This is a genomic window from Pseudomonas sp. KH_027 (genome assembly GCF_057838565.1).
Genome location: NZ_CM174470.1, coordinates 471,065 through 483,731 on the forward strand (window position 1 = coordinate 471,065; position 12,667 = coordinate 483,731).

A 12,667-nucleotide genomic window follows, 5' to 3' on the forward strand; every position below is an offset into this window, starting at 1 on the left:
CGGGATGAGTCTTGCTTGATCATTGCAGCGTCTCGACGCGGTAGCTCAGGCCGTTGGTGGTCTTGAGCCGGAAATTCAGGGGTTGCCGGTATTCGATCTGCCAGCGCGGCTGGCCGGCCTCGCGCAGCGTGCGGCGCTGGCCATCCACCTGCCAGTCGGCCCCGGCATAGCGCTGCGCCAGTTCGGCTTGCGGGGTCAGGGCAAACAGCAGGGCGGCGAACAGTTCGCGGGCTTGCGGGTTGGGCGGCAGCAGCCCGTCATTTTGCCACTGACGGCCACTCAATAGCTGCCGGGCCAGCGGAATTCCCAACGGGTCGAGCAGCGACCAGCGCAGTGCCGGGCCTTCCTGCTGCACCACCAACAGCCAGTCCTGGCGCTGCCCGGCCTGCTCGCGCTGCACATGCAGTTGCAGCGGCCAGGCCACGCTCGGTGCGGTGCTGGGCAACGGCGCCTGTTGGGCGCAGGCCGTCAGCAACAGCAACCAGGGCAGCCAGAGGCGGCGCATCATAGCGCGTTCGGCTCCAGCGGTTTGCGTGCGGCGGCGTTGATCAGGGTTTCCTCGCGTTGGCCGAAGGGTTTTGGCCGGCACAGGCCCCAGCGTTCCAGCAGGCCGAAGTCGCTGGAGCGGCTCCACCACAGGTAGGGGTAGGAGAGGTTCTGCGGGCCGAACTCGAAGCCCTGTTCACGCAGCATTTGCAGGTACTGCTCGGCGCTTTTCTGCACCTGCATCGGGTGGCGGAACAGCCAGCGGATCACCCAGGTGTCGATGTAGAACTTGGTCGATTCGGCGAACAGCAGCCAGCCGCCCGGCTTGAGCACGCGCCAGAACTCGGCGAGGGCTTTTTCCTGTTCCACCAGATGATGGAAGGTCTGGTGGCAGAAGAGGATGTCGACACTGGCCGAGGGCCGCTGGATGGCGGCGCAGTCGCTGCTGAACAGCTCGACCGCGAGTCCCTGGTGTTCGGCTTCGGCGCGGCTCATGAGCAGGCTCTGCGGGTCGGCATCCAGGCCCAGCAGCCGCTGCGGGGCAAAAGCTTCCTGCAACAGGCGCAAGGACTTGCCCTGGCCGCAGCCGACATCCAGCAGCACCGCGTCGGCGGGCAGCGGTTGGTCGATCAGGCCTTGCAGGTCGTTGATCGCCACGCGCAGCACATGCTGCTGCCAGACGCGGCTCTGCAGGAACCAGAAGCCGAAGCGGGTTTCTGTCACGTAATTAGCGGCGGCAGGGTTCATGGAAGTCCTTTTCACGTCGTGGCGCACAGTTCGGCGAGTACCCGCAGGCGCCGCTGGGGCTCCGCGGCATAAGGGTTGCGCTCGTCCCAGGCGTAGCCGGCGAGGATCGAGCTGATCATCTGGCGGATCGCCGGCGAACCTCCGGGATGGTGGATCACATCCTGGAAGCTACCGTCGTACCAACCCTCGACATAGACCCTGAAGGTGTCCACGCCGCGCTTGAGCGGTAAGGCGAACTGGCTTTGCCAGTCCACCGTTTCGCCTTGCAACTGGCGGTGCAGCAGGCCGGCGGCCATGCTCGCCGAGCGCATGGCGATGGTCACCCCGGAGGAGAACACCGGGTCGAGGAATTCCGCCGCATTGCCGAGCAGGGCAAAGCCCGGGCCGTGCAGACTTTTCACGTTCGCCGAGTAGCCGCCGAGGCTGCGCACCGGGGTGTCCCACTGCGCATGTTGCAGCAGGCGGCGCAGGTTCGGCGTCTCCTCGATGAACTGGCGCAGGCAGGCGTCCAGATCCGCCGGGCGGCCGGTATAGCGCGCGGCAGCGGCGACCACGCCGAGGGAGCAGCGGCCATCGCTGAACGGTATGGTCCAGAACCACACATCGCGCAGGGTCGGGTGGGTGCTGACCAGAATCTTCTCGCGATCGAAGGCCGGATCGTCGATGCGATCCTCGATATGGGTGAACAGCGCCTGGCGCAGCGGGAAGTTCGACGGTGCTTCCAGGTCGAGCAGGCGCGGCAGCACCCGGCCATAGCCGCTGGCGTCGAGGACGAAGTCGGCCTGCACGCTATACGCGCTACCATCGGCGCGCCGCACGGTCAGTTGCGGCTGCGCGCTGAAGTCGGCGGCGATGATTTCTTCCTCGTAGCGGATCTCCACGCCCTGCAGTTCGGCCTGGTCGGCCAGCAGCTTGTCGAAGCGGGCGCGCTGCACCTGGAAGGTCCAGTCCTTGCCGGCGGTGAACTTGTCGCGGAAGTCGAAGTGCGTGTAGCGCTCGCCCCAGGCGAAGGCCGCGCCGTTCTTGGGCTGGAAGCCGGCGGCCTGGACCGCTTCAAGCATGCCGGCCTCTTCGATGAAGTCCAGGCAGTGGGCCAGCAGGCTTTCGCCGATCGAGAAGCGCGGAAAGCGCTGGCGTTCGATGACCAGCACATCGTGGCCCCGGCGTTTCAGCAGCGCGGCGGCTATCGCCCCGGCCGGCCCGGCACCGATCACCAGCACGCGACGCTGCTCGCGTGCCGCCGCCTCCCTGTCAAACGCCACCATACGAGCTCCTTGCTGCGGGTTGTCCTGCGGAAGATTTGCCGATGCCGAGCAGGGCCGGCAGCAACGTGGAAAACAGGCTCATCAGCAGCAGGCTGAAATACACCTGGGCGTCGATCAGCTGTTGCTGCAGAAGCAGGTTGAGGAACACCAACTCGGTCAGCCCGCGGATATTCAGCAGCACGCTTTCGCGCCACTTCACCCGCCGGCTGGCATTCGGTTCGGCCCAGCCCAGGCCCAGCCAGTTGCCGGCCAGCTTGCTCAGTACCGGCAGCACCAGTAAGGCGCCGAGGTGCAGCCAGGAGTAGTGCTGCCAGGCGTTGTCGAAGTCCACCTGCAATACGCCACAGGCGAGGATCAGCGGGATTGCCAAGCCGTTCTGCAGCCACTGCCAGAGCGGTTTCGGCAGCGGTAGCTGGAATGGCTGCTTCAGCCCGGCGAGGCAGAGCATGTAACCGATGCCGAAGACCAGGGCATTGAGCTGGAATTGCTGCATCAGCAGCATCAACGCGAAGAATGGCAGGCTGTAAAACAGCCCATGGCGCAGCCCCAGCATTTTATGCAGCAACAGTGGCAACAGCGCGCCGAGCACCGGCCAGAGCAGTTGCTCGGGCTGGCTGCTGCCTTGGGCCAGGGCGAACAGGCTCCAGCACAGCAGATCCATGAAAATCGCCGCATGCAGCAGGCGCTTAGTGGCGGCCGGTGGATAGTCGATGTTCTGCAGGTAGAGGTACAGCACCGGAATCGCGGTGATCGAAAACAGCAGGCCGATGCCCACGCCGCTCAGCCAGGGCTGCGCCGGCAACAGCCAGAACGCGCAGCCGAGGCCGCAGCCGAACGGCAGCAGAAAACTCGGCAAGGCGATCTTCAGGCTCTGCGGGCTCAGCTCCAGGTCGATCACATCGCTGAGGATATGCCCGAGCAGCAGGGCGAAACTCAGGCCGTAGAGGCTTTGCAGCCAGGCCGGCGCGAGCAGTTGCGCAGCGCTCAGTTGGGCGTGCGGCTCGACCCAGAACAGCAGCAGGAGCGGGATGCCCAGGCTGGCCAGCAGCAACTGGCTGACGATCGGGATCAGCCGGATTCGCGCGCCGAGCCAGGTGGCCGCGGCGAACAACGCCAGCAGTGCGAACCAGAACAGTGCAACGCTCATCGTGCCAGCTCCGCGTGCAGCTGCTCTTGCGCCTGCTCTTCACTGGCCGCCCAGGGCGCGAGCAGGAAACTGAACAGCAGCCCGAGGCCAACGGCCAGGCCGAAATTGCTTACCGCCGGGGTGCTCGACAGCGCCAGCAGGCCAAACGAGAGCCAGGTGGTCAGCGCCGCGAGCAGGGTGCCGAGCAGGCTGGTGGCCGCGCCGCCGACCCGTTCGCGCATGATGATCGCGTAGTCCACGCCAATGGCGGTGACCAGCAACAGACCGAACAGGCTAAACAGCGTCAGTGGCTGGTCGAGCCAGCCGAGGCTGGCCAGGCTGGCCAGGGCGGCGAGCAGCGACACGGCCAGGCTGCGCAAGGCGCCGTGCAGGCCGAACGGCAGGCAGAGCACGGCGAGGATCAGCAGGCAGGACAGCAGTTTGAGCTCTGCCGCGTTGAACTGCGTGCTGGCGAACAGGCGGTTAAGCGCAGCCAGCCGATCCACCACCTGCACGCCGGGCAGCCCTTGGGCCTGGGCGGCCAGCAGGCTGGTATCGCTCAAGCCTTGCAGGCTGACCAGGCCGGCAACCCCTGGCTGTCCAGGCCGGCTGCTGTCCTGGCCGAGCCATAGCGGCCGCCAGATTTCCCCCAGCGGCCCTGCCAGGGCTTGCTCCAGGTTCTGCTCGGGCAACGCCTGCAACTGCCGGATCTCGGCCGCCAAGGCCTGCTCCGTGACGCCCAGGGCCTGCAATGCCTGGGCATGCGCTGGCAGTTGCGCGAGGGCCTGGCGCAGCCGCTGTTGTTCCGCTACTGGCGCCAGCAGTTGGCTCAAGGCCAGGTAGCTGCCGAGCTTGCCCTGTGCCACCAGTCGCTCCAGGCGCTGGCCAAGTTGCGCCTGGCGTTGCAGCAGTTGCTGCTGGTCGGCGGCGCGGACCAGGAAAAACTGACTGGTGGGCTGGTAGTTGATGAGTGTGCCAATGCGTTGCGATTCGCTGAGCAACTGCGGCGGGCTGCTGATCCACTGGCGCAAGTCGTTCTTGCTGGTCACCTGGGCCACGCCGGCGGCGCAGAACAGCAGGAAGGCAGCCAGCAGCCAGGGTGTGCCGATGCGTTGCAGCAGTCGATTGCGCACTTCCAACAGCGCCTGTGCCCACCGCAAAGGTGTCGGCCAGGGGCGCAGCGGTTGGTTGCCGATCAATACCGGCAGCCAGCACACCGAGCACAGGTAGGAGCCGAGCAGGCCGGCGGCGGAAAAGATCGCCACCTGTTGCAGGGCCGGAAAGGGCGTGAAGGCCAGCGCCAGGTAGCCGATGGCATTGGTCGCCAGCCCGAGGCTGAGCCCGGGTAGGGTGGCTCTCAATGCGCGCCAGCCCTGCCAGGGCTGCAAGGTCCAGCTTTTCGACAGGTAATGCAGCGGGTAGTCGATGGCTACGCCGATCAGGCTGGCGCCCAGCACCAGGGTCAGCGCATGGATATGGCCGAATAGCGCGACGCAGGCCACCAGCCCGCTAAGGATGCCCACCAGCGCCGGGATAAAGGCCAGCAGGACGCGCACACGGCGAAACACCAGCAGCATCAACAGCAGCGCGGCGGCACTGGCGCCGCCGCCGATCAGGCTCATTTCCCGTTTGGCCTGCTGTTCGCCGCTGGCCGCATAGAGCAGGCCGCTGCTGGCGAGCAGTTCACCGCCTTGCGCCTGCACCTGTTGCCGGGCGCTGGCCACGCGTTCGGCGACTTGCTCCGGCAGGTTGCCATCGAAGGCGCTGCCCAGGGTGCGCGCCCGCAGCAAGGCCCAGGTTTGCCCTTGGTTCTGCGCCAGCAGCGCGCCGCTGAGGTCAGGGCTGACGTTGCCGCTGCGCGGCAGGTTGCGCTGGATCAGTTGCGTCAGGCCGAGCCAGTCCTGCTCGCTGCTGACCAGGCTGAAACTGCTGAACGGGTCGTACAGCGCCTGCACGCGCTGCTCGATAAAGGCTTGCGGGTCGTCGATCAAGCGTTGCCGGTCGGCGCCGCCAAGCAACGCCAGGCGGCCTTGCAGCAGTTGCTGGCGCAAGGCGGGGAAGTCGGCTTGCAGGTTCCACTGGACCTTTTCGAACAGCCCGCTGGCTTGCCACGCAGCGCCCACTTCGGCGGCCATGGCGATGGCGCGTTGGCTGTCGGCGTGGCGGATCAGCAGCACCAGTTCGCGGTTGAGCGGCTCCTGCATGCGCTGTTCGGCGAGCTGCTGCAATGCATCGGGCGCGTCGCTCGGCACCAGCTCCAGCAGATTGGCCGAGATCGGCGGCCCCGCGCGCCACTGCCAGCCGGCCAGCGCCAACAGCGCCAGCAGCAACAGGCTGAAGAGCCGTGGCAGCCAGCGCTCGAGGACGCTCCAGCGGTGCTTATTCAGCGAAGTCATGCTGCTCCGCTGTGTTCAATGCGTTGTCGGCAAGGCTGTTGGGCATGCGCATCAGGGTGCGGTCGCCCTGGGTTTCCAGCAGTTCGATGCGTTCCACCAGGGCTCCGCCCTCGATATTGATGGCGGTGAAAATCTGTTTGAGCAGCGCGGCCCTGGGCGTCAACTGCAGTTGCCAGTGCTCGGCATCGCCACTCAGGGCCAGGTCGAAATCCTTTTGCAGGCCGCTGCTGTCGCCCTGCAGCACGGCGAGGAACAGGCGGTTCTGCTGCGCACCGGCGCCCTGTTGCGGCAGGGCTTGCCAGCCCTCGGCGGCGCGCCGGGCAATGCCTGTGGCGCTGATGCGGTAGTCCTGCTGCAGCGGGCTTTGCAGCAGCCAGAGCAGACCATGCTGCTTGGCCAGCACGAAGTGGCCGCTGCTGGTCAGCGGTTTCGGCAGTGCACGCAGGTGCTTTTCCTGGATGAACTCGCCACGCAGCACCTGCGGTTTGCCCAGTTGCGCGGCGAGCTGATCCAGGTCGAAGGCCTGGGCCAGGGGCGCGCAGAGCAGCGCCAGCAGCAGGAACCCTGGTCGATGGCGCAAGGTGCGCAGGCTCACCGCAACACCCGCTCGACCGCCTGGACAAACACCTTGGGCGAAGCCAGCAGCATTTCCCGGGTGGCGATCTCCACCGCGACCTGCACACTGCTGGCGCGGGTCATGCGTTCGCCGGTTTCGGCGTCGCAGATCAGGTAGTTGATCTTCAGGCGGTTTTCCCATTCGATCAGCTCGGCCCGCACCGTCAGCCGTTGGCCGAAACGTGCGCCGCGCATGTAGCGCAGTTGCAGGTCGATGACCGGCCAGGCGTAGCCGGCCTCACGCATCTGCGCGTAGTTGTGCGCGAGCTTGTCCAGCAGGGCGCAGCGGGCGACTTCCAGGTATTTGACGTAATGGCCGTGCCAGACCACTTCCATCATGTCGATGTCGAAGAACGGCACGAGGATTTCCACCTCGGCCTGCACCGCGCCACGGCTACGCATAATCATGCCCCGCCCACGTCAGAGGACAGACGAGGAACCCGTAGGAGCGGGCTATGCCCGCGAAGCCTTGGCGTTGTCCATTTCGCGGGCATGGCCCGCTCCTACAAAAGACATTGGCCCTGACATAGTGTTTATCCATAGAGCCTCCAGTGCCGGCTGCGGATGCGCGTCAGGCACAGGCGCAGTTCGGCTTCCAGGGCGCGATCTTCGATCACCGGCGGGAAGTCCTCGCTCAATTGCGTGCGCATGTTCGCCAGCGGTTCCGGCAGCGGCCGGGCGTCGGCTTCGCGCTCCCGCAGCCAGACGCCCTGGTTGGCGGCCAGCAGGGTGGCGGCGGCGACCTGTTCGGTCAGCTCCAGGCTGCGCAGGGCGTCGCGGGCGGCGATGGTGCCCATGCTGACCTTGTCCTGGTTATGGCACTCGGTGGAGCGCGAGAACAGGCTCGCCGGCATACCGTTCTTCAAGGCTTCGGCGGTCCAGGCGCTGGTGCCGATCTGCACCGCTTTGAAGCCGTGGTTGATCATCGCCGTGGCCGCCGGCGCGCCGGAGAGGTTGCTCGGCAGGCCATGGTTGTAGCGGCTGTCCACCAGCAGGGCGAGCTGCCGGTCGAGCAGGTCGGCGACGTTGGCCACCAGGTTTTTCAGGCTGTCCATGGCGAAGGCGATGTGCCCGCCGTAGAAGTGCCCGCCGTGCAGCACGCGCTCGGCCTCGGCGTCGATGATCGGGTTGTCGTTGGCGCTGTTCAGCTCGATTTCGATGAACTGCCGCAGCCAGCCCAGGCTGTCGGCCAATACCCCCAGCACATGCGGCGCGCAGCGCAGCGAGTAACGATCCTGCAGGCGGTGCAGTGGCGCGGTTGGCGCGTCGATGGCCAGGTCCTGGCGCAACCAGGCGGCGACCCGCATCTGCCCCGGATGCGGCTTGGCGGCGAACAGGCGCTCGTCGAAATGCTCCGGATTGCCCTGCAGCGCCAGCACGTTGAGGGCGGTGATGCGGGTGGCCAGTTGTAGCAGGTAATCGGCACGCGAGAATGCCAGGCAGGCCAGGCCGGTCATCACCGCGGTGCCGTTCATCAGTGCCAGGGCTTCTTTCGGCCGTAGCGTCAGCGGCTGCCAGCCCAGTTCGGCATGCACTTCGGCGGCGCTGCGCACCTGACCGCGCCAGAGCACTTCGCGTTCGCCGGCCAGAGTCGCGGCGACGTAGGACAGCGGGGTCAGATCACCGCTGGCGCCGACCGAGCCTTCTTCGGGAATCAGCGGCAGGATGTCTTGGTCGAGAAAGGCCTGCAGCCGCTCCAGCAGCTCGATGCGCACCCCGGAAACGCCCTGGCACAGCGACTGCAAACGCGCCGCCAGCACCGCGCGGGTGGCGGCCGGTTCAAGCAGCCTGCCCAGGCCGCAACCGTGAAAGGTGTACAGGTGCCGGGGCAGCGCTTCGACATGCACCAGCGGCACCGCGATCACGCAGGAGTCGCCGTAGCCGGTGGTGACACCGTAGATCACGCCTTCCTTGTCCAGCAGCGAGTCGAGGAACTGCGCGCCCTTGGCGATGTGTTGGCGGAACCCGCTGTCGCTTTGCAGTTGGCTCGGGCTGTGCTGTTCGGCCAGGTTGACCACCTGCTCGATGCTCAGCGGGCGCTCACCGAAGACTACCGGTTCAGGCTGATCTGTCGTCATGGGTATTCCAGAAAGGGAAGAAGTTGAACCATTGCTGCGGCGCTTGCAGGCAGTGCTGCGCCAGGCGTTCGGCATAGCGCTGGGCGTAGTGCTGGATCACCTGTTCGCGCTCGCTGCGGCGCCATTCGATGCGTTCGGCGAAGGGCTCGAGGATCAGCCGATAACGCTGCTCGTGCTTCAGGCAGAACAGCAGGTTGATCGGGCATTGCAGCAGCCCGGCCAGCAGCCACGGGCCTTGCGGCAGGTCGGCGGGCTGGCCGAGGAAATCCACCCGGGCCTTGCGTGCGCCGTGCAGCGGCACGCGGTCACCGGCAATCGCCAGCCACTCGCCGCGCTCCAGGCGCTGGCTCAGTTGCAGCATGATCGCCGGGTCCAGCTCGCTGACCTGGATCAGCCGCAGGTGGCTGGCGCCGGCCTGGCCGAGCAGGCGATTGAACTGTTCGGCGTGCTTGGTGTGTACCAGCACATTCATCTGCACCTGCTCGCCGAGCTCGGCCAGGGCGCGGCAGACTTCGAGGTTGCCCAAGTGCGCGCCGACCAGCATCTGCCCGCGCTCGCCACGTAACTGGCCGCGCAGATTGGCTGGGTCGTGCATGTCGATCTGGTCCAGGCGCAGGCGGCCGTTCCAGGCGTCGAGCTTGTCCAGCAGGGCGTCGGCGAAGGCCATGAACTGGCGGAACACCGAGCCTGGGGTCGGGCGCAGGTCGGCGCGGCCGCTCCAGTTGGCCAGACGGCTTTGATACGTGTGGATGCTGAGACGGGCGCGGCGGCCGAACAGGAAGAAGTACAGGACGATCAGGTGCAGCAGCGGGCTCAGTACTCGCCGACCGAGGTGACGCGCGGCCCAGGCGGTGACGCGCATCAGCAGGAAACTGCCGCGTTCGCGGTGTGCGGCCCAATGCTCGCGGCTCATCCGCGCCACCTGCGGCGCCCGTACCAGCGCCGCCAAAGGATCAGCGGCGCGCGGCCGAGCATGCCGAAGAACAGTTTGGCGTGCATCTTCGAGATCAGCAGGTTGTCCTGCAGCAGGCGGAAGTGCGAGACGCCGTCCGCCGGGTAGTGCACGCGCACCGGCAGCCAGTGCATCGGCTGGTTGCGCCAACTCAGGCGCACGATGATTTCCGTGTCGAAGTCCATGCGCGTGCCGATGGTCACCGCATCGATCAATGCCAGGGTCGGTGCCAGCGGGTAGATGCGAAAGCCGCACATGGAATCGCGGATGTGCAGCGACAGGCTGTTGATCCAGACCCAGACGTGGGTCACGTAGCGGCCGTACAGGCGACCCCTGGGCACACTGGCGTCGTACTGCGGGTAGCCGCAGATCAGGGCATCTGGCGCCTGCCGCGCCTGCTCGAGAAAGGGCGCGAGGTGATGCAGGTCGTGCTGGCCGTCGGCATCCACCTGTAGGGCATGGCTGAACCCCAGGTTGCCTGCCGCCCGCAGCCCGGCCATCACCGCGCCGCCTTTGCCCTGGTTCTGCTCCAGGCGCCGGAGGTACACCTGCGGCTGCTCGGCGAGACGGTCGAGCACCGCGGCGCAGCTCGGCCGCGAGGCGTCATCGACCAGCACGCAGGGCAGCCCGGCGGCGCGCAACTGGTCGACCACCGCGCTGACCGCGTGTTCATGGTTGTAGACCGGGATCACGGCGCAGAGTCGGAGTTCAGGCATGCGCCGGCCCCAGCAGGATGCGCCCGGACGAGCAGGCGGCGGTGCCATTGCGGTAGCTGAAGTACAGCTTGCCGCGCTCGGCATCGAAGCGCAGGTGCAGGTGCAGGCGGTCGCCGGGGCGGGCCAGTTGCTGGAACTTCAGCACTTCCATACCGGCAAAGCGCGGCGGCAGGTTCAGCAACTGCCGGGCCAGGCCCAGTGCCCAGTCGACCTGCACCACGCCAGGCAGAATCGGGGTTTGCGGGAAGTGCCCGCTGAAGTGCGCCAGATCCGGCGGGACTTCCAGCTCCAGATGCCACTGGCCGTCTTCTTCGCGCTGCGCGAGCACCTGCGGTTGCCGGGGGCGCGGGGCGTAGAGCAGTTCCTCCAGCTCGGCTTGCGGCAGCTTGCCCTGGGCGTTGCACGGCAACTGCCGGACCAGGCGCCAGCGCCGTGGCAGGGCCAGGGCCGTGCAGTGTTCGCTCAGGTGCTGACGCAGGCCGCCGGTGACGCTGCGCCGGCCCTGGTTGCGCAGGGCATGCAGGCCGGCGTCGCTGAGAGCGACCAGGGCACCGAGGTAGGCGCGCTGATCCTGGATCACCCCGAGGCGCGCGTCCTGTACCCAGGGGTGGTGGGCCAGGGCCTGCTCGAGCATCGGCAGGGAGATGCGTTTCTCTTCCAGCTTGACGATACGGTCGAGGCGCCCGAGCAGTTCGAAGCGCCCGTCGGCTTCGAGCCTGGCGCCATCGGCGGTTTGCTCGATATACCCGTTGGGCAGATAGGGCGAGGCGACGCGCAGCGCCCCTTCGCGGTTCAGGCTCAACTGCACGTCGGCGAAGGGCTGCCACAGGCTGGGCCCCTGGCGCCAGGCGATGCCACCGGTCTCCGAGCTGCCGAAGATCTCCGTCGGCCACTGGCCGAGCTGTGCCCGCAAGTGTTGCGCGGCCTCCGGCGGCAATGCGCCGCCGGAAGAAAACACCCGGCGTACGCGGCGCAGCGCCGGCCAGTCGAGGTTGTCGCCCATGCGCTTGAGCAGGGCGGGGCTGGCGATCCAGGCAAAGTCGAACGGCGCGGCAGTCGCGGCGCGAACAGCCGCTGCATCCTCGTTCGCAGCGCTGGCATCGCGGCCGAGACCCAGGCTGATGCGTTGCAGGTCTTCCGGGAACGGCTGCGCGCGGCGGACGAACGGCCGCCCGGCGCACAGCGGCCAGAGCACGCGAAACAGCAAGCCGTAGATGTGCTGCGCGGCCACGCTGCCGACGATGCAGGCCTGTCCCAGCTCGGCGCCCCACAGCTGTTCCAGGGCGCGGACTTCATCGCTCATCTGGCGCAGGGATTTGTCGATCAACTTGGGCTCGCCGCTGGAGCCGGAAGTGCAGAGGGTCAGGCCGAGGTGATCCAGGTCCAGCAGGGCGCCGGGTAGCGGCTCGGCGAGCAGGCTGGCCAGGCTGGCATCACCGGGCTGATCGCTCAGCCAGAGGTCGACTTCGGCGTTCAGGCGCTGGCGGGTTTGCGCCTGCAGATCGGCTGGCAACAGCACGCGGACGCCGGCGCGCCAGGCGCCGAGCAGGACGCTGGCCAGCTCGGCGGCATCCTCCAGGTGCACGGCCAGGCGCTGCACACCGCGCGCCTGCAAACCGGCGGCCAGGCCCAGGGCCTGCGCGCGCAGTTCGCCGTGCAGCAGGCCGGGCGCCAGCGTGACGCAGCGCGCCGGTTGTTCGGCGAGCAGCAGGCGTTCCAGGCCGAGCCAGCTCATGCCTGCCCCCGCACGCGCTGGCGCACCAGCCATTCGCCGGCGAACAGCAGGCCCATCAGCGCGTAGGAAATCAGCCCGGTGTACAGCGCCCACCAACTCAGTGGCGCCCACAGGGTCAAGGCGCTGGCGAGGCTGCCATTGGCGAGGAAGAACAGAATCCAGACCTTGGTCACCTGCCGGGTATAGCGCACGGCCACCGCCGGCAGCTGCGGCTCCCGCAGGCGCGCCAGGCGCTCGACCAGCGGCGGGCCGAAGCGCTGGCTGAGGCTGAGGCCGAACAGGCAGAGGCCGAACAGGCTGATCAGCACCGGGTACCAGCGCAGCAGTTCGCGGTTGTCGGCCAGCCCGAGCAGCAGGCAGAACGACAATGCGGCCGCGGCCATCCAGCGGCTGCCGGGGCGTTGCGCCTGGCTCAGCAGCCGTGCCAGCCAGAGGCCGCCGAGCAACAGGGCGAAGAAGCGCGGTGACAGGTGCTGCTGGCCGAAATACACCGCAAAGGGGTAGCTCAGGCCGGCCAGCAGCAGGGTCAGGCCGATCAGGCGGCTCATGCG

12 protein-coding genes are annotated in these 12,667 nt (G+C 67.4%); all 12 read right to left on the reverse strand.

Going from position 1 to position 12,667, the window contains the following annotated elements; genetic code table 11:
* Nucleotides 1-19: 19 nt before the first annotated feature.
* Entirely contained in the window at nucleotides 20-508 is a 489-nt protein-coding gene (locus AC3IYG_RS02260) for a DUF3261 domain-containing protein (RefSeq protein WP_489312100.1), read from the reverse strand.
* Nucleotides 505-1,233, reverse strand: coding sequence for a class I SAM-dependent methyltransferase (locus AC3IYG_RS02265; RefSeq protein WP_489312101.1), 729 nt, complete (start codon nucleotides 1,231-1,233; stop codon nucleotides 505-507). Before AC3IYG_RS02265 ends, AC3IYG_RS02260 begins: the two co-directional genes overlap by 4 nt.
* Nucleotides 1,234-1,244: 11 nt before the next feature.
* Nucleotides 1,245-2,498, reverse strand: coding sequence for an NAD(P)/FAD-dependent oxidoreductase (locus AC3IYG_RS02270; protein WP_489312102.1), 1,254 nt, complete (start codon nucleotides 2,496-2,498; stop codon nucleotides 1,245-1,247).
* Complete coding sequence (locus tag AC3IYG_RS02275) at nucleotides 2,485-3,645, reverse strand: cation:proton antiporter (protein WP_489312103.1); 1,161 nt, start codon at nucleotides 3,643-3,645, stop codon at nucleotides 2,485-2,487. The genes AC3IYG_RS02270 and AC3IYG_RS02275 overlap by 14 nt, the downstream gene beginning before the upstream one ends.
* Nucleotides 3,642-6,020: an MMPL family transporter gene (locus AC3IYG_RS02280; protein WP_489312104.1), complete on the reverse strand. Its 2,379-nt coding sequence runs from the start codon at nucleotides 6,018-6,020 to the stop codon at nucleotides 3,642-3,644. Before AC3IYG_RS02280 ends, AC3IYG_RS02275 begins: the two co-directional genes overlap by 4 nt.
* On the reverse strand, nucleotides 6,004-6,609 hold the full coding sequence (locus AC3IYG_RS02285; protein ID WP_489313821.1) for an outer membrane lipoprotein carrier protein LolA: 606 nt from the start codon (nucleotides 6,607-6,609) through the stop codon (nucleotides 6,004-6,006). Before AC3IYG_RS02285 ends, AC3IYG_RS02280 begins: the two co-directional genes overlap by 17 nt.
* Nucleotides 6,610-6,611: 2 nt before the next feature.
* Nucleotides 6,612-7,037 (reverse strand): acyl-CoA thioesterase, encoded by a 426-nt coding sequence (locus AC3IYG_RS02290; RefSeq protein ID WP_489313822.1) that lies wholly within the window; start codon nucleotides 7,035-7,037, stop codon nucleotides 6,612-6,614.
* 131 nt (nucleotides 7,038-7,168) lie between these two features.
* A complete protein-coding gene (locus AC3IYG_RS02295; protein ID WP_489312105.1) occupies nucleotides 7,169-8,713 on the reverse strand; it encodes an HAL/PAL/TAL family ammonia-lyase in 1,545 nt (514 codons plus the stop codon).
* Nucleotides 8,694-9,626: a lysophospholipid acyltransferase family protein gene (locus AC3IYG_RS02300; protein WP_489312106.1), complete on the reverse strand. Its 933-nt coding sequence runs from the start codon at nucleotides 9,624-9,626 to the stop codon at nucleotides 8,694-8,696. The genes AC3IYG_RS02295 and AC3IYG_RS02300 overlap by 20 nt, the downstream gene beginning before the upstream one ends.
* Nucleotides 9,623-10,381, reverse strand: a complete 759-nt coding sequence (locus AC3IYG_RS02305) for a glycosyltransferase family 2 protein (RefSeq protein ID WP_489312107.1) — start codon at nucleotides 10,379-10,381, stop codon at nucleotides 9,623-9,625. The genes AC3IYG_RS02300 and AC3IYG_RS02305 overlap by 4 nt, the downstream gene beginning before the upstream one ends.
* Complete coding sequence (locus AC3IYG_RS02310) at nucleotides 10,374-12,116, reverse strand: ApeI family dehydratase (RefSeq protein WP_489312108.1); 1,743 nt, start codon at nucleotides 12,114-12,116, stop codon at nucleotides 10,374-10,376. The genes AC3IYG_RS02305 and AC3IYG_RS02310 overlap by 8 nt, the downstream gene beginning before the upstream one ends.
* A complete protein-coding gene (locus AC3IYG_RS02315; protein ID WP_489312109.1) occupies nucleotides 12,113-12,664 on the reverse strand; it encodes a COG4648 family protein in 552 nt (183 codons plus the stop codon). The genes AC3IYG_RS02310 and AC3IYG_RS02315 overlap by 4 nt, the downstream gene beginning before the upstream one ends.
* Nucleotides 12,665-12,667 lie beyond the last annotated feature (3 nt).

Bases quoted from the DNA above. Each gene is read 5' to 3' on its own strand.
- AC3IYG_RS02260 (WP_489312100.1), bottom strand. From the start codon at position 508: ATGATGCGCCGCCTCTGGCTGCCCTGGTTGCTGTTGCTGACGGCCTGC.
- AC3IYG_RS02265 (WP_489312101.1), bottom strand. From the start codon at position 1,233: ATGAACCCTGCCGCCGCTAATTACGTGACAGAAACCCGCTTCGGCTTC.
- AC3IYG_RS02270 (WP_489312102.1), bottom strand. From the start codon at position 2,498: ATGGTGGCGTTTGACAGGGAGGCGGCGGCACGCGAGCAGCGTCGCGTG.
- AC3IYG_RS02275 (WP_489312103.1), bottom strand. From the start codon at position 3,645: ATGAGCGTTGCACTGTTCTGGTTCGCACTGCTGGCGTTGTTCGCCGCG.
- AC3IYG_RS02280 (WP_489312104.1), bottom strand. From the start codon at position 6,020: ATGACTTCGCTGAATAAGCACCGCTGGAGCGTCCTCGAGCGCTGGCTG.
- AC3IYG_RS02290 (WP_489313822.1), bottom strand. From the start codon at position 7,037: ATGCGTAGCCGTGGCGCGGTGCAGGCCGAGGTGGAAATCCTCGTGCCG.
- AC3IYG_RS02295 (WP_489312105.1), bottom strand. From the start codon at position 8,713: ATGACGACAGATCAGCCTGAACCGGTAGTCTTCGGTGAGCGCCCGCTG.
- AC3IYG_RS02300 (WP_489312106.1), bottom strand. From the start codon at position 9,626: ATGAGCCGCGAGCATTGGGCCGCACACCGCGAACGCGGCAGTTTCCTG.
- AC3IYG_RS02305 (WP_489312107.1), bottom strand. From the start codon at position 10,381: ATGCCTGAACTCCGACTCTGCGCCGTGATCCCGGTCTACAACCATGAA.
- AC3IYG_RS02310 (WP_489312108.1), bottom strand. From the start codon at position 12,116: ATGAGCTGGCTCGGCCTGGAACGCCTGCTGCTCGCCGAACAACCGGCG.
- AC3IYG_RS02315 (WP_489312109.1), bottom strand. From the start codon at position 12,664: ATGAGCCGCCTGATCGGCCTGACCCTGCTGCTGGCCGGCCTGAGCTAC.